The following is a 20,805-nucleotide window of genomic DNA, read 5'->3' on the forward strand; positions in this document are numbered from 1 at the left end:
GAATAGCAAGCATAAGAGTATCGTCTTGTCGTACACGTTCAAGTAAAGACTTGAGCAATCCTCCCTTTAAGTCGTCAATAAAATTCTCTGACAGAGCTCTCATTTATACCTCCCAGCATTCGTCATCATAGTGCAATTCCACATTGGGAAAAAGCTCCGAATATCGTTCGGGCATGAAAGTGTGAATCGGAACAACTTTCCCAGGGTTAAGTGCTGTGACAAATCTCTTCAAATCTTGTGGACTAGCATGGCCCGAAGTATGTATGCTTACCTTGAAAATACCATGTTTCATCAACCATTCACGTAAGTAAGCATATGGCTCCTTTTCCCAATATCCCTCCCATTGTGAATAGATATACACGGCTTCCTTTATACAATCAGCTTTTTCAAGATCATTAATATGTAAAGGACGAAAAAGTAATACAGATTTATTTGCGATGCCCCGTAAATCTTCAATGAATATTCTATTCTTTGAGTGTCTCTTCAAGGGCTCAAAATACTCAAGTTTTTTTATCTTGATACGTTGGGAGTTGGGAACATAAAGAGATATCTCCGGCCAATCAGACTGAGGCAAGTTAAGATTACCGGTAGCTTCAAGTACTACAGCTGTATAGAGATCAATTATCAGCCTTCTCCCCGTCTTCTTGCATGCCCGGAAAACAGATACAATGCGGTCAATGTTTTGAGATGAGGCATGAACCATTACCAGGCCAGTGCTTTCTTTAAATGTGTTTACTAAAGACTGCTCTACATCGGATTCGCTGGGGAAACTATCGTCATATTCCAGCCTGCCGAGAGAAGAACCCTCAAGTAACATAGCATCGATATGCGCTGGCGGATTCGACATTAGCCGCTCAAGCAACTTAGATTTTCTTCCGTGCATCCTAAAATCACCGCTGTAAAAAAGCCTCTTACCATCAGCATCTACCATCAGAGCATAAGCATCGTAGGCGGCGTGATCTACGAGAAATGGAGTGATAGTAAACGGGCCCAATTCCATTGGTGTCTCGTTTCTAAAATCTCCTCCGATAGAAGGCACGGTCCAGTTACCCGGAAGAAACGGAGAGGCGGCTTCTATGATATGACGTGCATCAGCACCCATATAAACAGGTATGCTTTTATTGACGTGTTCGAGCAGTCCGAAGTGATCCAGGTGTGAATGCGAGATAAGTATAGACAGCAGAGATTCATCGCCTCCAGCCAGGCCGCAAATTGACGGAAGATACTTCTTATCGTTGTCTTCTGCATCCAGGGGCAATCCGATATCCAGAATGAGCCGTTTACCGCTGGACTCTATTTCCACACAGCTTCCGCCTATTTCATGTGTGCCGCGATGAATGGTTAGTTTCATTTAGCCTATTCCCACTTGCCGATTGGGCGGAAGGTCATCTTTCGCATCCTCCCCCGGCCATCGAATTCCCATCCCCACGCGTTTCCATCGCCTTCTATGCTATGGAGCACTATACGTCCGCCCTTCTCAGAATACTGCTTGAGCCAGCCGGCGATCTGCTCTGCTTCATGCCACTTTCCATATAGAGCAGGCACTGTTCCGTCATCCGTATCTGGTACATACGGATCCAAGCCATCATCACTCGATTTAAATACAAGAAAACCATCGCTGTTGAGCACAGCTCTTTCCAGAAAATACCGAATGGGAGCCAGACCGCGTCCGCTCCGTGTTTTTAGCACTCGGCTTACTTCCGCTGCTGACTCGGCTTTAATCTTCACGTCTATCAAGTGCAATGAACTTTCATAGCCCATGGAATGCTCCTATCTCTTATAGCCGTTGATTCAGTGCCCATTTTCTAAGTCTATTATCCTGATCTTTGTAAACTTTCCGGTTGACATTATATGTTCTCATATGAACACAGGGTAGACATATGAGCGGGTCATTATCAAGAACTATTTCTATTCCTGTAGCAAATACTTCTCTTATGGGATGGAAAGTTACCCCTGCTTTCCTTTGCAAGAATTGGAAAACCGGCTGTCCAAGCGTGATTACATATTTCGGTTTATATTTACTCAACTTCTCTTTAAAATCATCATAGCTCAACTCCGCAAGTCCATTGACCAAGTCATCAAATGGTATGCTCTCCCACTTCGCTATTCTCGCAAGGGATGTATTAAAACTCAAATTGACTAAATTTAAGGCTATGATTTGATCGACAGTTAGATTGAGGGGAGATAGAATATGCTGTGAGACGTACTTATACAACGATGAGTCCTCATCATCAAGCATCAAGACTTTTCTCACAATGCTCTTTGTAGTTATGCCCCCATCCTGTCCAACTATTACCAACCCGCCCTTTTTATAGTCAGTCCCTCGGAAATCCGGTGGGTATGCTTTCCGAGCTTGGTATTTTTCTTTGAGGTTTCTATAAGATTCCTTCATAGTATCTACCATCTTTAATTCCTGTAGCGCTCGCTTGCCAGATGGGCTACCGATTAGTCCCTCAGTGGCTAGCTTGTCATAGAATGCTTCTTCACTCACACAATCATAGCTATCTCTCATAGTCACATATCCTCCGAATCGATAACGGCGCCAACACTTAATCCCGTCAATAAATACAGGATTATCACCGCAGTCATCCATAGAGTCCCAATTTGGAGTTTCACCGGTTTCTGTGACTGCTTTTGCATTACAAATACGGCATACGCGGTTAGGCCAGCCTATATCACGCATTAGACTAGAATCAGACTGATGACAGATACTGCATTCATTTTTCATTACATCATCACCTCAATCATCTTCTTATCTAATCAAATGTTCTGAGCACTACTTTTGAGAGTATGGTTCAATATATTCTTCCTATGCCGCCCGATGGTAAGTCCTTCAAACAGGTAGAAGTTCTATCTATTGGAAAAAATTTGGTGGACCCGGGGGGATTCGAACCCCCTACCTCTTGAATGCAAATCAAGCGTTCTCCCAAATGAACTACGGGCCCGTAATGGTATACCTCTGGGAAGAGGTCTAACCCCCTGCCCCGATATAATCGGGACACATCTTGTCGACGTGTTAAATGGTGGGCGGTATAGGACTTGAACCTATGGCCTTCTGCGTGTAAAGCAGACGCTCTAGCCAACTGAGCTAACCGCCCACATGGCGCGCTTGGTGGGGCTCGAACCCACGACCTCAGCCTCCGCAGGGCTGCGCTCTAATCCTATTGAGCTACAAGCGCGTATTATAAAGTGCCGAAGGAGGGACTCGAACCCACATGTCCGTTTCGGACACTACGCCCTGAACGTAGCGCGTCTACCATTCCGCCACTTCGGCAAATCCCGGCCTTCACAGAAAAATGGGCGATACTGGACTTGAACCAGTGACCTCTTGCGTGTGAAGCAAGCGCTCTAACCAGCTGAGCTAACCGCCCCCGAGAGCACATCTAATTTTAGCCATCGCAGTTATATTTGTAAAGACAGGCTTCCGGACGTGAATTTATGGACGTCGGATGGGAAAGCCTTTGGGGAGCTTTTCTTCGTCTGGATTGACATTAAGTCGTTTTAACAATATGCTAGATGCATCTTTGGGCAGATATATTTTACCTGTAGAGGTTGTCTCGATGGCGAAGAAAGCACAGGACACGAAGATACTGGTGACCGGCGGCGCGGGCTACGTCGGCAGCGTGGTCACGGAGGAGCTTCTTGCCAGCGGCAGGAAGGTGGTGGTGGTTGATGACCTGCGTCAGGGGCACAGAGATGCTGTTGCAAAAGAGGCGGAACTGGTCATGGGAGATATCCGTGACGAGATGCTGCTCGAAGATATTTTCAAGAGCTCCAAGATCGAAGCCGTGGTTCATCTGGCTGCGGACAGCATTATCGGGACTTCCATGACCGATCCCAGGCTTTGTCTGGAAAACAACGTTATCGGCGGGATGACGATCTTGAAGCAGATGTTGAAACACAAGGTCACGAACCTCGTCTTCTCCTCGAGCGCGGCGGTGTACGGCGAGCCCAGGAGCGTCCCTATCGACGAAAATCATCCAACGGAGCCGATCAATACATATGGTGAGTCCAAGCTCTTGTTCGAGCGCATGCTGTTCTGGTACGGGCGGGCATACGGTTTGAAGTATGTCTCCCTGCGTTATTTCAATGCCGCCGGAGCCAGCGAGCGCTTCGGCGAGGATCATCGTCCCGAGTCGCATCTGGTTCCCTGTGTCCTTGCCGCCGCCAGAGGCAAGGTTGCTTCTATGGCCGTGTTCGGCAATGATTATCCTACCAAGGACGGCAGTTGCGTTCGGGATTACATCCATGTCGTGGACATAGCCCAGGCACATATACTGGCCTTGAAGAAGTTGAAGACGTTGAGCGGAAGGGCGTATAACCTTGGCAGCGGGAGCGGCTGCTCGGTGCTGCAGGTGATTAAAGCGGCGCGCAAGATAACCGGCGCGGACATTCCTGTTCAATTCCATGCCCGCCGTACCGGGGACCCGGCAGTTTTGGTTGCCAGTTGCGACCTGGCCAAGAAAGAACTCGGCTGGCAGCCGGCATACACGAAAATCGAGGATATAATCGAGAGCGCGTGGCGCTGGAGGTGCAACTATCCCGACGGCTATCGCAAATAAGAGGATCTGCTTGATAGATTCAGGTTGTTTAATTAATAGATCGGGCAGTTACTCCAGGGGGGGAGCGCTGTGAGCATATATATGAATTACTACGTTCTGTCTCCGCAGGGACGGAAGAAGTTTGAGGATTGGCAGCAGATGGGCATCACCACGGGTCCTCAGTATCAGGTTGTCGAGTACCTGTATAAGAAGAACGCCGCCACTATTGCCCAGATTGCTCAGGGAACGAAGCTCTCGCCCAAGGAAGTCGCATCTCAAATAGAGTTCTTCTCTCAGGCCGGCTACCTCATGACCGTCGAGATGTAGTTTCGTCTGGTTAAGGTATATAGAAAAAGCGGCTGTGACTATCAGCCGCTTATGTTTTGGTCAAGTGTGAACGGGGTAATTCAGCTAATCAACTCCCTGATATCCCCCCAATATTTCGGTCATCGTGTAGAGACGCAACATTTTGCGTCTCTACGGGACACCCTTAATCCTTCCATATACCTCAATATCATGGAAGGACACGCCGAGCAATGAAAAAAGAATCAGCAACGCCGAAAAACAAAAAACTGGTAGCGGCTAGATTCGAACTAGCGACCAAGGGCTTATGAGTCCCCTGCTCTACCTCTGAGCTACGCTACCAAAAGCACGAACAAGGATAACATGCTCCGGCTTTGGGAGTCAATAAGATAGTGATAAGGATACTCCCTGAAATCCCCCTTGAAAGGGGGAAACAATAACCGAATCCCCTGTTAGTCCCCCATACGTTGGGGGACGTAAAAAAATCTGGGGGACACCCCCAGTTCCCCCGGAAGGAGCTTCTCCTTCACCTCTATATCACGGGATGTCATTGCGAGGAGTCCTTCCGTACACCCTAATTATGGAAGGACGACGTGGCAATCTCGTCTTTTTGTGCGGCAGCGTAGGGGCACAGCATGCTGTGCCCCTACATTTCGACGCATGGGACGCATAAAATAAAAACCCCCTCTTTCATAAAGAGGGGGCTAATAAAAAGGGGAGTTCGAAAAATATCTATGGCCAGTAGAGCTTTTTGGCCTCTTTCCACAGCTCCTCGCGGAAGTTGGGGTGCGCAATGTTGATGAGCTGCTCGCAACGCTGGCGCAGGGTCTTGTGCCGCAGGTTGGCCACGCCATACTCGGTGACGATGAGGTCGGCGATGTTGCGCTGCAGGGTGATCGCGGTTCCCTCGGGCAGCAGCGGCATGATGCGGGAGACCTTGCCGTCCTGCGCCGTCGATGGCAGCACGGTTATCGACCTGCCGCCTTTCGAAAGCAGCGCACCCAGGGCGAATGGTATCTGGCCGCCGGCGACGGACATGAGCTTGGGGCCGATGCTCTCGGCAGTTATCTGCCCCGTCATGTCGATGGCCAGGGCGTTGTTGATTGAAACCATGTTATCGTTCTGGGCGATGACGCGGATGTCCTCCAGCCAAAGCAGATCGACGAGGTAGAACATGGGGTTTCCGTTGCACCACTCCATCTCCTCCTTCGATCCGCCGCCTATCGACGTGACCACCACGCGCTCGGGCAGAAGGGTCTTGCGCTTGCCGTTGATGACGCCGCTTCTCACCAGCGAGATGATGCCGGGAGGAGTGGCCTCGGAGTGCACGCCGATGTCGTTCCTGCCGTCGAAGAGTCCCATCTTGACCAGCGGCTCGGTGGTGCGGCCCACGCCTATCTGTATCGTGTCCCCGTCCTTAATCAAAGAGGCCACGTTCTTGACGATCTCTTTCTGGTAGGCGGGCGGCTCCTTGACGGCGCGGCCGCCCAGGCTGCCCGTGCCCGGCGTGCCGGAGCGCGATTCATGGATGACGAAATAGTCGATCTCGGAGACGTGTACATAGTTTTCGCCGTGGGTGCGGATAAGACGGTCGTTGACCTCGGCGATCGTCAGTTTTGCATGCTTTATCTGCTGGCGCTTGCTCCACAGCGACGCGCCGAAGCTGCAGAAGCCGCGCTCGTCGGGAGGGGTCACTTCGGTGAGCAGCACGTCGGGGGGCTCGCCCTCGGTGGAGAAGGGGATGATGAGGGGCAGGTTCACGTCGCAACGCTTCTGGTCCAGCATATCCTGAACGGTGGCCGTAGGCCAAGATATCGTAATCTCGAAGGCCGAGTCCCAGCCCTCATCGTACCAGCCGAAATCGTAGCCCGGCGAGGGCACGGCGACCTTGACGCCCTGCAGCTCGCCCAGCCGCGCGGCGATGGACATGCCCACGGTCAGGGCCTCGCGCCCGGCGGTGAAAGCCACGTTGTCGCCCGATTTCACCTTGCTCGCGGCTTCCTCGGCCGATATCAGCTTACGTTTATATTCATCCTGCCAGTTCTGCATCAGGCACCCCTTATTTCTTCTTCTTAGCTTCACTATCTGCCGCGGCCTTGGCTTGCGGAGTGGCCGTTTCGGCGCGATCCTTGAGGAAGCCCTTGAGCCCCTTGTCGCGCTTTTCCTTGTACAAGTTCACTTCCTCGGGGCGGAAGCGCACGTACTGCAGGCCGGTGTGGGCGTGGTAGTGCGCGCGCTGCGTGCCGCCCATACCCATGATGTCCTCCATGCCGCTTATCCACTCCTTGGTCACGGCCACGCCCTCGCTGGGAAGATTGGCTAAAACTTCAGCCCAGCGCAACGTCTCGGCCTCCAGCTTGTCCAGCGGCACGGACTTGTTAGCGAAACCGCGGTCGGCGGCCTCCTTGCCCGACATCTCGGTGACGGCGCGTCCGGCGTAGGCCATGTTGGACCACATGGGCCACAGCGGGTACTCGGTCAGGCCGTGAAGCTGGCTGCCGAAGCCCCTGATGCCGAACTGCGCGTCGTCGGCGGCGACGATGATGTCGCACGCGGCGGCGAATATCTGGCTGGCGCCGATGCACTTGCCATGCACCTGCGCGATCGTGATTTTGGGGTACTCCATGACATCGTTGTACTTATAGCAGCGGCGCCGCTCGAAGCCGTAGTAATCCTGCATTGTAGGGTTCACATTAGGGTGCACCGGGGGCGACTCCTCGCCCTCGGGGGAGCTCAGGTCGTGGCCGGCGCCGAAGTGGTTGCCGGCGCCCCTGATTATCACGACCCTAACGTCGGGGTCGGCGTTGGCCTTGTTCATGGCCGCTGACAGGTCCTCGAACATGCGGTCGTTGAAGGCGTTCCTCTTGTCCGGGCGATTGAGGGTGATTCTGGCCACGCGTTCGTTGACCTTCTCGTAGATCGCGGTCTGGAAATCCCACTCGCGGTAGTCATTGTGCTCGTAGAAGCACTCTTTGTATTGCGTTTTAAATTCCCATCCAAATCCGGTCGGCATATTATCTCTCCTCGCAGAACTTCTTGAACGGGGCGTCGCGCCGTTCTATGGCCACCTTGAGTCCCTTCTTCTCCCTCTCGGCGAAGAAGTCGTACTCCTCCGGCAGCATGGTGCGCTGCTGCATTACGAGCTGCATATCGTTGGTGAAGCGCCAGCAGGCGCCCAGGCCGCGCGCCTCCATGACCGAGTTGATGGCATCCTTGGCCGGGGCCAGCGCGTCGCAGTGCATGAGCGCCATTCCCTTTGCCATGTTCTCCACCTCGGCCTCGAGTTCGTCGCGGGGCACGGCCTTGTTTATCAATCCGATCTTCTCAGCCTCGATGCCGTCTATGTAGCATCCGGTGAGGAGCAGCTCGCGCGTCTTCTTCATTCCGACGAGATAGAGCCACAGCGGCATGTGCGGCAGCAGCCCCATGCGAAGCAGCGGGTCGCCGAACTGCGCGTCCTCGGCGGCGATGGTGATATCGCATACCATGGACAGGTAGCACCCCGTGCCCAGGCAGTGGCCGTGCACCTGCGCGATGGTCGGTTTGGCCAGGTTGAAGATGTATTCCCACCTGCGGTTGCGGCGTCTCTCCGCCTCCATGCGCTTCTTGATGGTCATATGTTCGCCCGGCTCGGATAACACTTCGTAGGTCTTGACCCCGGTGAGGTCCTGTCCGGCGCAGAAATCCTTGCCCGCGCCGCGGAATATCACAACCTTGACGTCGAGATCCATCTCGACCTGCGGCAGCAGCCTGTCGAGCTCGGCCAGCATCTCATCGTTCATGGCGTTAAGCTCCTCAGGTCGGTTGAGCGTTATATATCCTATACCGTCTTTCTTCTCGTATAATATCGTGCTCATCGTTATTTCCTCGCCTTCGGTTTGGGCTCGGGGAAGTGCTTGCGGAAGGGGGCGTCCCGGCCCTCGATGGCGGCCTTAAGCCCTTTTTCCTCGCGCACCTGGTAGAAATCGTAGCCGCCGCGGTCGATAAGTGTGCGGTGCGGCCGCTGAATCGAGCTCATGACATTAACATTGGCGGTCATCTGACGCGCCGCAGCCATTCCGGACAGTTGCATGATGGACATCCAAGAGCTCCAGAAGACGCCCTGCTGGTCCCAGCCGCCGATGCCTGATGAGCGGGCGAAACCGTCGGTCTCAACAGCCATTACTTCTTCCATCTGATCGGCGGGAACGGCCTTCATGACAAGGCCGATCTTCTCCGCTTCCACGCCGTCGATATACTTTCCGGTAAGCAGCATCTCTTTGGTCTTCTTGAGTCCGATGCGGAAGGTCCACAGAGGGTTCGCCGACGCGATGCCCATCCGAACCGACGGATCGCCGAAGACGGCATCCTCGGTGCAGATTACGGCGCGGCAGTGCATGGCCAGGTCCAGTCCCATGCCCAGGCAATAGCCGTGCACCTGCGCCACAGTTATCTTAGGGTACTCGAAGATGTACTGCCACAGGTTCTGATTCTTGAGCCCCTGCGCGTACATGTCGAACAGGTATGTTTTCTCCCGTGGATTGGGCGGCATGACCTCGTCGGTGCCTTCGCCGCTCAGGTCCTGTCCTGCGCAGAATGACGTGCCGGCGCCCTTTATCACTACTACGAGAGACTCGTAGTCCTTGCGTACCTTCTCCAGGGCCTTGATCAGGTCGCGCATCATGCCATCGTTGATGGCGTTGAGCTTCTCAGGCCGGTTCAAGGTAATAGTCGCTATCCTGCCGTCCAGCTTGAGAAGTACGTTCTGGTATTTCATGCGGATACCTCTCTTTCAAAATGGGTGCACTACATTTTAGCCTAAAACGATGGTGAATGACAACTTTTGTAGCTGAGGTGAATCCCCTGCTCTACCCCTTCGGAAGGGGGAAATAATATCCGAACCCCCTGTCAGTCCCCCTTACGTCATTCCGGTGAAAACCGGAATCCATAACGCGGGCGAACACAGGGGTTCGCCCCTACATTTATCGTCATTGCTAGTACTTCCCTCTGGGAAGCATTCCAGGATAAAGCTGGCTGGAAGAGTGACGCGGCAATCTCGTCGTAATTACTGAATATAGTGGCAGCGGCGGCGGTCGATGAATTGGCAATCTTTTTGACTTCTTGTATAATACGGCAACAACTCAGCGGAGGTGAGATATGTCGGCTTCAGGAACCTTCAGCTCCAGATACGGCCCGTGGGCGCTGGTGACCGGCGCGGCTCGCGGGCTCGGCGCCGAGTACTCGCGTCAGATCGCATCCAGGGGAATCAACGTCGTGATGGTCGACCTTCTGACCGATGAGTTGGAGCGTACGGCAGAGGAGGTCCGCAAAGCGAGCGGTCGTGACGTAGTGACGATAGCCGCCGACCTTTCACGGCCGGATTTCATCGAAACGATTCTCAAGCGCGTCGAGGGACTTGAGGTCGGCTTGCTAGTGTCGAACGCCGCCTACGGTCCTGTGGGGATGTTTCTAGAGCGGGGGTTGGAGGAGAAGTTGAGGGTATTGGACATAAACGTGCGGGCGCCGTTGACGCTGGTACACGAGTTCGCAATCAAGATGGCGGCGCGCGGGCGCGGCGGGATAATCATGATGTCATCGGCTTCGGCTATGCAGGGGACGCCTTATGTGGCCAACTACGCCGCGACCAAGGCCTACAACCTGATACTGGCGGAAGGCCTCTGGGTCGAGCTGCGGCGGAAAGGCGTCGACGTGCTCGGTTTCATGCCGGGAACTACGCGCACGCCGGGATATTTTGAGTCGGGAGCGCAAATCGGAAAGGCAAAAATGGTGAAGGTCATGGAGCCCGGTCCCACCGTGACCGAGGCGCTGGACGCCCTGGGGAGGAGGCCGAGCCACATCGCGGGGAGGGGTAATCGGATAACGTTTTTCATATCGGGGAAGCTGATGCCGCGCAAAGCGGCGATAGGGCTCGCGGCCAATATACTGGACAAGATGTACAGCGGCAAATAATCGCCGCATATAGGAAAGGGGTCGACGGAGGTTGAGTTATGGAGCAGAAGAAAAACGAAGTGAAGATATACGAGCAGGGGATCGAGGAGTTCGGGTGGGGCTCTATAATCTTCGGCAACCTGGCCATGCTGATATGGATCGCGCTCGGCACGGCCTGCTGCTGGTTCTTCCATCCCGTCGCTTCCTGGGTCTACTTGCCGGCGTCGGTTCTTATGGTCTTCGTCGTGCTTCGCAGGCTGGTGTGTGTCAACTGCTACTACTACGGCAAGCGCTGTCCCATCGGGTGGGGAAAGCTGGCTGCCCTCATGTTCAAGCGGGGCAGCATGGATAAGTTCGCTACGAGTATCGGCGTCAAGCTTGCGCCTGCCACCTACGGCCTGCTGAGCCTGATACCGATGGGATTCTGCATCGCGGCCATGGTGCAGGAATTCGAAGTGGCGCAGCCTATCGTGTTGGTACTATTACTGGCCATATCCGCATACAGCGGCGCGGCCAGCAGGAAGAAGTCCTGCATGAACTGCAAGATGAGATATGCCTGCCCGGGCTGCGCGATAAAGGAGAAGCAGCCGTAGGGGCGAGGTCATCTCGCCCTGATATGTGGTCGGACAATAAATCAGGAGGTGTGATATGAAACCCAGAGGACCTTTGATGATCGAGCACAGGCTCATCGAGAAGATGATCGCTGTTATAAAGGATCAGATGTCGGTTATGCGCGAGCAGAAACGGGTCGACCCGGTTTTCATCGATGCGGCGGTCGATTTCATCAGGATATATGCCGATAAGACGCACCACGGCAAGGAGGAGGACATACTTTTCCGCGACCTGGACAAGAAAAACATGTCGGATGAAGATAAAAAAGGCATGCAGGAACTGGTGGATGAGCACGTATTCGCCAGGAAGAAGGTGGCCGAGCTGGTTCAGGCCAAAGAAGATTACGTCGCAGGGCACAAGGAGGCGCTGGATACCGTATTGGACAGGCTTACAACCCTGGTCGAGTTCTACCCGGAGCATATCAGGAGGGAGGATGAGGTATTCTTCCCGGATACCGAGAAATACTTCACGCGAGATGAACTCGATGCCATGCTTGCCGAGTTCTGGGAGTTCGACAAGAAGATGATCCACGAGAAATACAAGGCCGTGGTCGAACAGTGGAAGGGGAAGGTATAGACGATTTGAAAACATACACGGGGCGGTTCAATGGGTTTTAGCAAGCCCGTGACCGATGTGATTCGGGAACGCTGTTCCTGGCGATCGTACGACGGCAAGGCGCTTGATGAAAAGGTCAGGGCGGAACTGGAGGGCCGTCTCTCCCGCCTCGATAAGGGCCCATTCGGAGTGCCGGTGAGAATCCAGCTTATGGACAGGGCTGGGCCGTCATGGCGGACAAGGGCTTTCGGCACATATGGTTTTATCAGCGGGGCAAAGCATTTCCTGGCCGGCGCCGTCGAGAAGGCCGATAAAGACTTGGAGAACTACGGATACGTTTTCGAGGAGGCTATACTCCATGCCACGGACCTGGGGCTGGGTACCTGCTGGCTCGGCGGAACGTTCAATAGAAGCAGCTTCGCCCGCGCGATACGTCTGCGCGATGACGAGATACTACCCGCAGTCAGCCCAATAGGATATAAGCGAAACAGGAAAGGCGTCCTGGATTCGACCATGCACCGAACCGTAGGTTCCGCCAATAGAAGGCCGTGGCGAGAGCTCTTTTTCAATAGTAATCTCGATACACCTGTCGTCGAGGCCGAAGCCGGAAGATACACTGTTCCCCTGGAGATGGTAAGGCTCGCTCCATCGTCGGTCAACGGCCAGCCGTGGAGAATTATCAGGATAGAAGGCTCGGATTCATTTCACTTCTATCTTAAACGTACGGGGCTGAGCACAAGGACGGCCGATATATTCATGCCGCTGTATCTGCAGCGGATAGATATAGGAATTGCCATGTGCCATTTTGAAATTGCTGCGCGGGAGTTGAAGATTGAGGGCAGGTGGGAGGTATTGAATCCCGGCATCGGCCCTCTGCCCGGCGAGGTGGAGTATGTGGTTAGCTGGGTGGGATTGCCGGAATTCTAGGTTCAGCCGCTTGCATTTATTCCGATTGTATCGTACCATTAACTCAGAGTCTTGCTCATGGTTGCCAGTTCTACGGGCAACCCCTTAGAGTTCCCCCGAAAGAGGTCTCTTCAAGGCAAAGTTCCTTTAGAGTATCGGATGACCTGTGTTCATACAGTGTTTGAAGAAAGGATGTCATCCTGTGAGTTTAGCAGATAAAAAACTGAAATGTGTCGACTGCGGAGCCATGTTCACCTTCCGTGCCAGTGAGCAGAAGTTCTACGCCAGCAAAGGATTTACCAGAGAGCCGAAGCGTTGCACGACATGCCGCGCGGCAAAGAATCAGGTGCGAGGTGTCAACCGCGCTGGCGTAAGCAGCATCTCCCGCAGGAGTTTGTATCCTGCTGTCTGTGTCCAGTGCGGCGCTCACACCGAGGTTCCGTTCTCGCCTAATGGCGGCAAGCCGGTTTATTGCAGCCAGTGCCGCAGTCTTCAGGGATCCAAACGCAGATAATAACTTTCGATATGATAGAAGGTGGAAGAAATCGCCGCCTTGCCATTACGATGTAAATCTCTGCCCCTTGCTTTTACTTTAATTGTAGCGTATGCTTGACTTAGTGGCTTGATCAAAGGTTACCAGTTCTACCAGCAACCCCTTAGAGTTCCCCAATTAAAGGTCTCTCAGAGGCAAAGTACTCCAAGTATTGGATGACCGAAGTTCAGCACAGTAATTGAAGAAAGGAGGTCATCCAATGAGTTACACTGACAAAGAACTGCAATGCAACGATTGCGGGAAGACTTTTACCTTCGGTGCCGAGGAGCAGGAGTTCTTCGCACAGAAGGGCTACACCAACGAGCCGAAGCGCTGTCCGGAGTGCCGGGCGGCGAAGAAGCAGGAAAGCGGCGGACGCGGCGGTTATGGCACGCGCAGACAGATGTACCCTGCGGTATGCGCCACATGCAACAAGGCTACAGAAGTTCCCTTTGAGCCTCGTGGTGACAGACCGGTATATTGCAGCGCATGCTACAATGCATCCGGCGGCGGTTCCAGCAGAAACAGGCGATAACCTTAATACAGTAGGTTAATAAAGAGGCCGTGATTCTATCACGGCCTCTTTTTGTTGCATCTGCCAGATTCGCTCTCGTCCATCTGGATATTCTTGAGTGAGTGGGGTTTTGGTTGTATCCTGTAGGGGAGATGCATGAATCGCCAGCTCTGGATTCCCTGATCAAGTCAGGGAATGACAGCCCAAAACAGAGGTATCCCGATGAATCAGGACGGGGGTCTTAGGGGTGTCCCCTATTCTTTTTTAAAGATCCCCCAAGACTGGGGGATACAGGGGGTTGACAATGAAGCCATTCGACAAAGTCCATTTCTTAGATCACGAGCTTTGCCCCTGGTGGTTCGCCTATACGTTCGATAATCCTGTTCGTCGCCTGCTGCACAGTCCGGAAAAAGTCCTCGGCACATATGTTAAAGAAGGGATGACCGTTGTAGACATCGGCTGCGGCATTGGGCACTTCTCCATAGGCATGGCCCGGCTGGTCGGCCCGAAAGGCAGGGTGATCTCCATCGACCTTCAGCAGAAGATGCTGGACAGGGTGAAAGAACGCGCGGTGCGAGCCAATGTAGACGATCGTATATCGCTGCGATTGTGCATAGCGGGCGATATCGGCGTGGCGGAACCGGTAGACTTCGTGCTCACGTTCTGGATGGCGCACGAGGTTCCCGATGTCGAGGCAATGTTCGGGCAGATACATGCGATATTGAAGGGCGGCGGGAGGTGGCTGCTGGCCGAGCCCAGGCTGCACACGTCGCTCGATCGCTTTGAGGATATAGTGTCGTCAGCTGTTGATTGCGGTTTCACGGTTGTCGAAAAACCGTCCGTCGTAATGAGCTATGCCGCGGTACTGGAGCCGGTCAAGAGACATCAGTTTGCATAAAAGTATATATTACCCTATTGCATTTGTTGAAATCTTGTATTATCATCGTGCCAGTGGCTTGATCAAGGTTACCAAGTTCGACCGGCAACCCCGCAAATTCTCTCTTCAGACCATCTCTTGAAGTCAGGGTTTAGCACAGTACATTGGATGACCAAGTTCAGCACAGTAATTGAAGAAAGGAGGTCATCCAATGAGCTTCACCGACAAAGAGTTGCAGTGTAACGATTGCGGCCGCACCTTCACCTTCGGTGCCGAGGAGCAGGAGTTCTTCGCACAGAAAGGTTACACCAACGAGCCCAAGCGTTGCCCGGAGTGCCGTGCTGCAAAGAAGCAGGAGCGTGGTGGTGGACGCGGCGGTTTTGGTGGCGCCAGAAGGCAGATGTTCCCTGCTGTTTGTGCACAGTGTGGCATAACCACAGAGGTTCCCTTCGAGCCTCGCGGCGACAGGCCGGTATATTGCAGCAAGTGCTATACCGCCAACAATCCTACCAGAAGGCGGTAAACCTGCTGTAGTAGCAAGGAAAAACGAGAGGCCGGGACATGTTCCCGGTCTCTTTTTTTGTTTGATCCTTAGATCGATGAAGCGTTTTACTGTTTGGCGGGTTCGAGATTCTTCATCATTCCATGCGAGAATTCAAAATGACAAACATGAGATAAGTGCCCTCACCCTGACCCTCTCCCTGCGGAGGGAGAGGGAAGATAATTATAAGGAAACACCCCCTAGCCCCCTCTTCTAAAAAGAGGGGGAACAGGTACGTCTTGGATTTTATCCAAATGCCCAGCACAGCTCTCTCACCGGCCGGTGAGAGATTAGCTTATAAGAGTGGTGCAGGAGAGATCTCTCTCCTGCTGGGGTATTAGGGGTGTCCCCTATCTTTTTTTCAATTCCCCCAAGATTGGGGGATAGCAGGGGGTTGACCCTCCAGACACCTTTAAAAATTGACAGCCATAGCCGATTCTAGCTATAATCTGGCGGGTAAGCCGAGCAAATTGAAGGGGGAATTTAAAGAGAATGGGTAAAGTTGATATCAAGATACTGGGCCTTTCGGCGACGCCGGTACTGAACGGCAACTGCGACACATTCGTCAAGGAAGCCCTGAAGGCCGCCGAGGCCATGTCAAGCGACCTGGGCAAGGTCGAGGTCGAGTTCGTCACGCTGGCCGATAAGGACATCACCATGTGCAAGAACTGCCAGTGGTGCATCCAGAACAAGAAGCCCTGCAAGATCAAGGACGACGCGCATGACGTATACGAGAAGCTGGTCAAGGCCGATGGTTATATCTTCGGCGCGCCGGCATGGGGGCTGACGCTCTCGCCGCCGCTGACCATCCTCTGGTCGCGCGTGCGCTACTACGCTATATTCACTCAATTACTAAAGAACAAGGTCGCCGGATACCTCACCGTCGGCTTCTTCGGTCTCGGTTTCGACGCCTGCCTGGACCAGATGGAGAACCTGATGAAGCGCATGATGATCCCCGTCGCCCGCGGCTGGGCCGTGACCAGCACCATCTACCAGGGCGAGCGGCCGAGTTACCTGGAGCACGGCGTGCTCGACGACAAGCGCGGCATGGTCATGGCCAACCAGGTCGGCGTCAGGGTCGTTGAGATAACACGCATGATAAAATACGCCACGCAGCAGGGCGTAACCCTGCCCGATGATTATAAGACCACCGTCTTCGGCGGGCACTGGGAGAAGAAGCGCAAGAAGGTATACGTGGACGGCGTATGGAGGGAAGCGGGCAGTGGGGACTAGAGCTCAGCGCAGGGTCAGCGCGGAAGAAGCCATCGCGGCGATCAAGCCCGGCGATATGGTCTTCATCGAAGGCACCAGCGGTGAGCCCAGAACGCTCGTCGATGCTCTGGCCGCCGATCACGTAAGGCTCAAAGGGACGCACATCCTGGACAGCCGCGTCATACCAAACTCGCCGTATGCCAAATTGCTCGACTATTTCCACGTGATAACGATGCACGTAAACCCGGACTACCGCGATCCCGTGAAGAACGGCACGGCCGATTTCCTTCCCGTCGCACTCACGCAAACGCCGAAACTGTTCACGACCACGGTGCCGCTCGATGTGGCGCTGGTGCACGTATCGCCTCCCGACGAGAACGGCAAAGTCAGCTTCGGCTGCGTGCCCGGCTTCAACCGCGATGCCGCGAAGCACGCAAAGGTCGTTATCGCGCAGATGAACAAGAGCATGCCCTATACCTACGGCGACAGCCTCATGCCGCTGAGCGATATCGACTACATCGTCGAGGTCGACCGCCCCGTTCAGCCGTGGCCGGACCCGACCATCGGACCCGAGGAGGAGGCAGTAGCACGCGTCGTCAGCGATCGCATCAATGACGGCGACACGGTGTGCATCGGCGTGGGCGCGATACCGGAGGCGCTGGTTAAAATCTTAAAGACGCGCAAGAACCTTGGCATGCACACCGGCATGATTAGCGACAGCACCGTGGACCTCATGGAGAGCGGCGTAGTCACCAACGAGCGCAAGGCGCACGACAGGGGCGTGACCGTGAGCGGCGCGGCGGTGGGCAGCGAGAAGCTGTTCAAGTTCATACATAAGAACCCTAAAGTCGGATTGTATCCGTATACATACACCCACGATCCCAACATCATCAGCAAGTTCGATAACTTCATAACTATCGTATCAGCCATCGAGGTCGATCTCGCAGGGCAGGTTAACGCCGAGACCATCAAGGGATTGCAGATCAGCGCCGTGGGCGGGCAGGGGGAGTGGCTGCGCGGGGCGGCGGTGGCCCCCAACGGCCGGTCAATAATCGCCTTCAACTCGTCCATCAGGGGCAAGACCTCCAACGTCTCCCGCATCGTGGCCAAACTGGGCGAGGGCACCATCACCAGCGTCTCCCGCTACGATGTGGACATGGTGGCCACGGAGTACGGCATCGCCGAGCTCAAGGGCAGGACCATAGCCCAGCGCGCCAAGGCACTGATAGCGATAGCGCACCCCGATTTCCGTGAAGGGCTGGAGAAGGCCTGGCGCGGGATAAAGTAAGTTCAGTGCTGGCGAAGGTGGCACTCACCTTCGCCAGTTTCTTTGTAACTTCAGCATAGATTAGAAAATAAGAATGACTACATTTAACAAAGTCGTTTTCAATCTAAACATCATTTTGATGGCAGTTGTAATGCTACTAATGGTGACTGCTTGCAATACTGAGACGCAGAAGACAGCAGAAGACTACGTAAATCTTGGGAAAGAAGCCCTATCGGAAAACAGCTTCAATGAAGCGATAGGCTTCTGTAACCAGTCTATAGCACTTAATCCTAATAATGTGTCAGTCTACTGTGTCCGTGGAACAGCTTATGTTGGCTTGAGAGACTTCGATACTGCCATAGCTGATTTTAGTCAGGCTATAAACCTCAATCCCAACGAGTCTGTAGCGTATTGTCTTCGTGGTATAGCCTATGAAGCGATGGAGAATTGGGATAATGCTATAGACGACTATAGTCAAGCCATAGTGCTTTATCCAGAATACGCTTCAGCTTACCGTTATCTTGGAAACGTCTACACAGAGATGAGTAACTGGGAACAGGCCCTAGAGAACTACAACCGATCTATTGAAATAGACCCGGGATATGCTCCCGCTTATTGTGACCGAGGCTTGCTCTATATTGATCTTTATGAGCTTGACATGGCTGAAACTGATCTCAACCGTGCTATTGAGCTAGATCCCTATCTTGATACCGCTTATAGTGGTCGTGGGTTTATATTCTTTATGTCACTCGATATGAACAACGCCCTACTCGATTTTAATCATGCCATTGAACTTAATCCAAATAACGCCTTAGCATACCGCGGCCGCGCGATAACATACTCCACACTTGACGATCAAGATAGAGCCCTTGCTGATGCAAATCGTGCAATTGAACTAGACCCTAATAGCGCTGAAGCTTATTTTGGCCGAGGAGTAATTCGGAAGCGCCTTGGAAATGTAGAAGGGGCTATAGCTGACTTCCAAAAGTGTCTGACTCTAAATCCAGATGCGGACACCAAAGAAGAAGCTGAAGAATATTTAGAAGAGCTTGGAGTTGCACCATAGTCGTAGCATGGGCAGTGCCCACCGCCTACCTGCTGAGCTTTGCGCTGACAAGCCGGTTCAAGCTCACGTGAGACTCGGCAGCCTCTATCGCCAGCTTGCGGTGCACCTCCGGCGGGACACGCACCTGGAACTTGCCGCTGTATTTCCCCAGCGCTATCGGAGTCGGGATCGTTTCCTTTGCAGTTTTCATGTCATCAATGACCTCTGCCACCAGCTCCCTGATACCTTTGAGCGCCTTCTCCGGCTCATCGGCCAGCCAGCTCAGGCTGGGGAACTCGGCGCACAGCCCCACATACTCCTGATCTTCCTCCGACCAGATAACACGATATGTATATTTATCATTTACCGCTGACATCTTAGTTACCATCTCCCGCCTCCAATCTCTCGACAGCCTTGAGCACCTGCTTCACCTGATACGCTTTAGCCATCCCTTTGTCGTCCTGAATATTCAAACGCGGGTCGTCCTTGAACGGAGTTTTGTAGATTCGATGGCTGGAGGCCTTCTGTCTGGGCTGGCCAAAGTAGTGGTCACACACTTTGCACAGATCATCGAATCTCACCCCTTTCGCATTCTGCCGCATCAAGGCTAGGATTTTATCGGTTTTCACAGCTGTATAGTATCATTATTGATATCATCTGTCAATACGTTTGTACCGCTAATTTGTCATTGCGAGGAGCCGAAGGCGACGTGGCAATCCCATAATCTTTGCAGACATACGTAGGGGAAGTTCGCGAACCGCCTCTACCCACGCAAAAGATGTGTCCCTAAATAATTCACCGTTGCATTTGGGCAGACACGCAGGTCTGCCCCTACATCAATCGACCGGGCAATGATAAGGTGACACGAACTCCCCCGTGTCCCCCTCTTTGATTAAAGAGGGGGAAGCAATACAGCCGAGGGGGCGTTCGAAAATCAAAGAGCCCCCCATATCGGAGGGCTCTTTTTTATCGGTTAAATATTCGTACGGCTATCTCTTTTTCTTAGCCGCTGGTTTCTTTGCTGCCGCCTTCTTGGCTGCGGGTTTCTTGGCCCCCTTTTTGATATCCTCGGGGCGCCAGTTCTGATCTTTGTAGGTCTTGTCCCTGTCCGCGTACATGCCCTTGCGGCCTTTTGTCTTGAGCTCCTTCATCAGGTTGAACTCGTTCTCCCCGAACTTGAGGTTGCTCAGGAGGGTGTGGGAAAGGCTGGCCATATCGTAGCCGGCGGAGAAGCCCATCATGTCCATGGACATGAGGAAGTGCTTCTTGCCCATCACTATGCCGTCAAGCGGGCGCGTGGCGATGAGGTTGGCGATCTTGGTGACCTCGGCCTCGAGCTTGGCGTGAGGCACTACCTTGTTCACCAGGCCCATGTCACATGCCTCTTCAGCCTTCAGCGGGTTGCCCAGGAGCATCATCTCCTTCACCTTGCGCCAGCCGATCATGTAAACATACAGCGGAATCGGGCCCTCGATGCCGAGGTAGGTGTAGCCCGGGTGCGTGTAAATGGCGTTGTCGCTGGAGATGGCCAGGTCGCAGGCGCACATGATCTCGAAGTGGCCTCCGTAGCAATAGCCATGCACCTGAGCGATGGTCACCTTGTCGCAGGTAAGGATCGCCTGCAGGATGCCGCGGCGTCCCCACCACTCGTCGACGCCCCAGTAGCGCCGTCTCTGCGGCGGGCGCTTGGCCTCATCGAGCCCGCGCCGAGAGCGCACGGCGTCGATGTCGTAGCCCGCGCCGAAGGCCCTGCCGGAGCCCTTGAGCACGACCACAGCCACGTTGTCGTCCCTGCTGGCATCGTACAGCCGCGCGATGACCTCCTCCAGATCCTTCATCGGAACCAGAGCATGCAATTTCTCCGGCTTGTCGAAGGTCAGGGTGGCCACCCTGGTTTTCTTGTTGACCTCATACTTACAGTAACTCAATCGTTCCTCCTTTGAACGTTTTCTATTGTATTTATTACGCTTTC

23 protein-coding genes and 6 tRNA genes are annotated in these 20,805 nt (G+C 53.7%); 13 read left to right on the top strand and 16 right to left on the bottom strand.

Features of this window, described 5'->3' with window-relative positions:
- Window positions 1-103: 103 nt before the first annotated feature.
- The 8 genes from WC562_06545 to WC562_06580 form a co-directional block, all read right to left on the bottom strand.
- The gene (locus tag WC562_06545) at window positions 104-1,351 is read right to left on the bottom strand and encodes an MBL fold metallo-hydrolase (GenBank protein MFA5055812.1); all 1,248 of its coding nucleotides are present in this window, start codon (window positions 1,349-1,351) and stop codon (window positions 104-106) included.
- 5 nt (window positions 1,352-1,356) lie between these two features.
- Window positions 1,357-1,761, bottom strand: a complete 405-nt coding sequence (locus WC562_06550) for a hypothetical protein (protein MFA5055813.1) — start codon at window positions 1,759-1,761, stop codon at window positions 1,357-1,359.
- Window positions 1,762-1,777: 16 nt separating this feature from the next.
- Complete coding sequence (locus tag WC562_06555) at window positions 1,778-2,512, bottom strand: hypothetical protein (GenBank protein ID MFA5055814.1); 735 nt, start codon at window positions 2,510-2,512, stop codon at window positions 1,778-1,780.
- A 357-nt stretch (window positions 2,513-2,869) separates the two neighbouring features.
- Window positions 2,870-2,945: transfer RNA gene (locus WC562_06560), tRNA-Ala, on the bottom strand.
- Window positions 2,946-3,021: 76 nt separating this feature from the next.
- Window positions 3,022-3,098, bottom strand: a tRNA-Val gene (locus tag WC562_06565).
- 3 nt (window positions 3,099-3,101) lie between these two features.
- A tRNA-Arg gene (locus WC562_06570) sits at window positions 3,102-3,179 on the bottom strand.
- An 11-nt stretch (window positions 3,180-3,190) separates the two neighbouring features.
- A tRNA-Leu gene (locus WC562_06575) sits at window positions 3,191-3,274 on the bottom strand.
- A gap of 23 nt (window positions 3,275-3,297) precedes the next feature.
- Window positions 3,298-3,371 (bottom strand) — tRNA-Val (locus WC562_06580).
- A gap of 189 nt (window positions 3,372-3,560) precedes the next feature.
- On the opposite strand from WC562_06580, the gene galE reads away from it, so the two are divergent.
- Window positions 3,561-4,562 carry a UDP-glucose 4-epimerase GalE gene (galE, locus tag WC562_06585; GenBank protein ID MFA5055815.1) on the top strand — a complete coding sequence of 334 codons (1,002 nt, stop codon included), beginning with the start codon at window positions 3,561-3,563 and terminating at the stop codon, window positions 4,560-4,562.
- Window positions 4,563-4,631: 69 nt separating this feature from the next.
- Window positions 4,632-4,868: a hypothetical protein gene (locus WC562_06590; protein ID MFA5055816.1), complete on the top strand. Its 237-nt coding sequence runs from the start codon at window positions 4,632-4,634 to the stop codon at window positions 4,866-4,868.
- Window positions 4,869-5,114: 246 nt separating this feature from the next.
- Here the strand turns inward: WC562_06590 and WC562_06595 are convergent.
- The 5 genes from WC562_06595 to WC562_06615 all read right to left on the bottom strand — a co-directional run bounded on the left by WC562_06595 (window position 5,115) and on the right by WC562_06615 (window position 9,600).
- Window positions 5,115-5,186, bottom strand: a tRNA-Met gene (locus WC562_06595).
- A 390-nt stretch (window positions 5,187-5,576) separates the two neighbouring features.
- Window positions 5,577-6,893, bottom strand: a complete 1,317-nt coding sequence (locus tag WC562_06600; GenBank protein MFA5055817.1) for an acetyl-CoA hydrolase/transferase C-terminal domain-containing protein — start codon at window positions 6,891-6,893, stop codon at window positions 5,577-5,579.
- A 10-nt stretch (window positions 6,894-6,903) separates the two neighbouring features.
- Window positions 6,904-7,857 carry an enoyl-CoA hydratase-related protein gene (locus WC562_06605; protein ID MFA5055818.1) on the bottom strand — a complete coding sequence of 318 codons (954 nt, stop codon included), beginning with the start codon at window positions 7,855-7,857 and terminating at the stop codon, window positions 6,904-6,906.
- A 1-nt stretch (window position 7,858) separates the two neighbouring features.
- On the bottom strand, window positions 7,859-8,701 hold the full coding sequence (locus WC562_06610) for an enoyl-CoA hydratase-related protein (GenBank protein MFA5055819.1): 843 nt from the start codon (window positions 8,699-8,701) through the stop codon (window positions 7,859-7,861).
- 2 nt (window positions 8,702-8,703) lie between these two features.
- Window positions 8,704-9,600 (bottom strand): enoyl-CoA hydratase/isomerase family protein, encoded by an 897-nt coding sequence (locus WC562_06615; GenBank protein MFA5055820.1) that lies wholly within the window; start codon window positions 9,598-9,600, stop codon window positions 8,704-8,706.
- A 380-nt stretch (window positions 9,601-9,980) separates the two neighbouring features.
- On the opposite strand from WC562_06615, the gene WC562_06620 reads away from it, so the two are divergent.
- The 11 genes from WC562_06620 to WC562_06670 all read left to right on the top strand — a co-directional run bounded on the left by WC562_06620 (window position 9,981) and on the right by WC562_06670 (window position 18,854).
- Window positions 9,981-10,793, top strand: a complete 813-nt coding sequence (locus tag WC562_06620; protein MFA5055821.1) for an SDR family NAD(P)-dependent oxidoreductase — start codon at window positions 9,981-9,983, stop codon at window positions 10,791-10,793.
- Between the two features lie 38 nt (window positions 10,794-10,831).
- A complete protein-coding gene (locus WC562_06625) occupies window positions 10,832-11,365 on the top strand; it encodes a hypothetical protein (GenBank protein ID MFA5055822.1) in 534 nt (177 codons plus the stop codon).
- Window positions 11,366-11,420: 55 nt separating this feature from the next.
- Window positions 11,421-11,960, top strand: a complete 540-nt coding sequence (locus tag WC562_06630; protein MFA5055823.1) for a hemerythrin domain-containing protein — start codon at window positions 11,421-11,423, stop codon at window positions 11,958-11,960.
- A gap of 30 nt (window positions 11,961-11,990) precedes the next feature.
- Window positions 11,991-12,866 carry a nitroreductase family protein gene (locus tag WC562_06635; protein ID MFA5055824.1) on the top strand — a complete coding sequence of 292 codons (876 nt, stop codon included), beginning with the start codon at window positions 11,991-11,993 and terminating at the stop codon, window positions 12,864-12,866.
- A gap of 181 nt (window positions 12,867-13,047) precedes the next feature.
- On the top strand, window positions 13,048-13,359 hold the full coding sequence (locus WC562_06640) for a zinc-ribbon domain containing protein (GenBank protein ID MFA5055825.1): 312 nt from the start codon (window positions 13,048-13,050) through the stop codon (window positions 13,357-13,359).
- 238 nt (window positions 13,360-13,597) lie between these two features.
- Window positions 13,598-13,912 carry a zinc-ribbon domain containing protein gene (locus tag WC562_06645; protein ID MFA5055826.1) on the top strand — a complete coding sequence of 105 codons (315 nt, stop codon included), beginning with the start codon at window positions 13,598-13,600 and terminating at the stop codon, window positions 13,910-13,912.
- 283 nt (window positions 13,913-14,195) lie between these two features.
- Window positions 14,196-14,789: a class I SAM-dependent methyltransferase gene (locus WC562_06650; protein MFA5055827.1), complete on the top strand. Its 594-nt coding sequence runs from the start codon at window positions 14,196-14,198 to the stop codon at window positions 14,787-14,789.
- Window positions 14,790-14,979: 190 nt separating this feature from the next.
- Complete coding sequence (locus tag WC562_06655) at window positions 14,980-15,291, top strand: zinc-ribbon domain containing protein (GenBank protein MFA5055828.1); 312 nt, start codon at window positions 14,980-14,982, stop codon at window positions 15,289-15,291.
- 510 nt (window positions 15,292-15,801) lie between these two features.
- Entirely contained in the window at window positions 15,802-16,542 is a 741-nt protein-coding gene (locus WC562_06660) for a flavodoxin family protein (protein MFA5055829.1), read from the top strand.
- Window positions 16,532-17,809, top strand: a complete 1,278-nt coding sequence (locus WC562_06665) for an acetyl-CoA hydrolase/transferase C-terminal domain-containing protein (protein MFA5055830.1) — start codon at window positions 16,532-16,534, stop codon at window positions 17,807-17,809. The genes WC562_06660 and WC562_06665 overlap by 11 nt, the downstream gene beginning before the upstream one ends.
- A 73-nt stretch (window positions 17,810-17,882) precedes the next feature.
- Window positions 17,883-18,854 carry a tetratricopeptide repeat protein gene (locus WC562_06670; protein MFA5055831.1) on the top strand — a complete coding sequence of 324 codons (972 nt, stop codon included), beginning with the start codon at window positions 17,883-17,885 and terminating at the stop codon, window positions 18,852-18,854.
- A 25-nt stretch (window positions 18,855-18,879) separates the two neighbouring features.
- Here WC562_06670 and WC562_06675 read toward each other — a convergent pair whose 3' ends face one another.
- The 3 genes from WC562_06675 to WC562_06685 all read right to left on the bottom strand — a co-directional run bounded on the left by WC562_06675 (window position 18,880) and on the right by WC562_06685 (window position 20,761).
- Entirely contained in the window at window positions 18,880-19,209 is a 330-nt protein-coding gene (locus WC562_06675; GenBank protein MFA5055832.1) for a toxin-antitoxin system HicB family antitoxin, read from the bottom strand.
- Window position 19,210: 1 nt separating this feature from the next.
- Window positions 19,211-19,435: a toxin HicA gene (locus tag WC562_06680; protein MFA5055833.1), complete on the bottom strand. Its 225-nt coding sequence runs from the start codon at window positions 19,433-19,435 to the stop codon at window positions 19,211-19,213.
- A gap of 387 nt (window positions 19,436-19,822) precedes the next feature.
- Complete coding sequence (locus WC562_06685) at window positions 19,823-20,761, bottom strand: enoyl-CoA hydratase/isomerase family protein (protein ID MFA5055834.1); 939 nt, start codon at window positions 20,759-20,761, stop codon at window positions 19,823-19,825.
- Window positions 20,762-20,805: the final 44 nt, after the last annotated feature.

It is taken from the genome of Dehalococcoidia bacterium (assembly GCA_041649635.1).
In the GTDB taxonomy this organism is placed as follows: domain Bacteria; phylum Chloroflexota; class Dehalococcoidia; order E44-bin15; family E44-bin15; genus JAYEHL01.

Excerpts from the sequence above, each read along its gene's own strand:
- WC562_06545 (MFA5055812.1), bottom strand. The coding sequence starts at position 1,351 with ATGAAACTAACCATTCATCGCGGCACACATGAAATAGGCGGAAGCTGT.
- WC562_06550 (MFA5055813.1), bottom strand. The coding sequence starts at position 1,761 with ATGGGCTATGAAAGTTCATTGCACTTGATAGACGTGAAGATTAAAGCC.
- WC562_06555 (MFA5055814.1), bottom strand. The coding sequence starts at position 2,512 with ATGAGAGATAGCTATGATTGTGTGAGTGAAGAAGCATTCTATGACAAG.
- galE (MFA5055815.1), top strand. The coding sequence starts at position 3,561 with ATGGCGAAGAAAGCACAGGACACGAAGATACTGGTGACCGGCGGCGCG.
- WC562_06600 (MFA5055817.1), bottom strand. The coding sequence starts at position 6,893 with ATGCAGAACTGGCAGGATGAATATAAACGTAAGCTGATATCGGCCGAG.
- WC562_06605 (MFA5055818.1), bottom strand. The coding sequence starts at position 7,857 with ATGCCGACCGGATTTGGATGGGAATTTAAAACGCAATACAAAGAGTGC.
- WC562_06610 (MFA5055819.1), bottom strand. The coding sequence starts at position 8,701 with ATGAGCACGATATTATACGAGAAGAAAGACGGTATAGGATATATAACG.
- WC562_06615 (MFA5055820.1), bottom strand. The coding sequence starts at position 9,600 with ATGAAATACCAGAACGTACTTCTCAAGCTGGACGGCAGGATAGCGACT.
- WC562_06620 (MFA5055821.1), top strand. The coding sequence starts at position 9,981 with ATGTCGGCTTCAGGAACCTTCAGCTCCAGATACGGCCCGTGGGCGCTG.
- WC562_06625 (MFA5055822.1), top strand. The coding sequence starts at position 10,832 with ATGGAGCAGAAGAAAAACGAAGTGAAGATATACGAGCAGGGGATCGAG.
- WC562_06630 (MFA5055823.1), top strand. The coding sequence starts at position 11,421 with ATGAAACCCAGAGGACCTTTGATGATCGAGCACAGGCTCATCGAGAAG.
- WC562_06635 (MFA5055824.1), top strand. The coding sequence starts at position 11,991 with ATGGGTTTTAGCAAGCCCGTGACCGATGTGATTCGGGAACGCTGTTCC.
- WC562_06645 (MFA5055826.1), top strand. The coding sequence starts at position 13,598 with ATGAGTTACACTGACAAAGAACTGCAATGCAACGATTGCGGGAAGACT.
- WC562_06650 (MFA5055827.1), top strand. The coding sequence starts at position 14,196 with ATGAAGCCATTCGACAAAGTCCATTTCTTAGATCACGAGCTTTGCCCC.
- WC562_06655 (MFA5055828.1), top strand. The coding sequence starts at position 14,980 with ATGAGCTTCACCGACAAAGAGTTGCAGTGTAACGATTGCGGCCGCACC.
- WC562_06660 (MFA5055829.1), top strand. The coding sequence starts at position 15,802 with ATGGGTAAAGTTGATATCAAGATACTGGGCCTTTCGGCGACGCCGGTA.
- WC562_06670 (MFA5055831.1), top strand. The coding sequence starts at position 17,883 with ATGACTACATTTAACAAAGTCGTTTTCAATCTAAACATCATTTTGATG.
- WC562_06675 (MFA5055832.1), bottom strand. The coding sequence starts at position 19,209 with ATGTCAGCGGTAAATGATAAATATACATATCGTGTTATCTGGTCGGAG.
- WC562_06680 (MFA5055833.1), bottom strand. The coding sequence starts at position 19,435 with ATGCGGCAGAATGCGAAAGGGGTGAGATTCGATGATCTGTGCAAAGTG.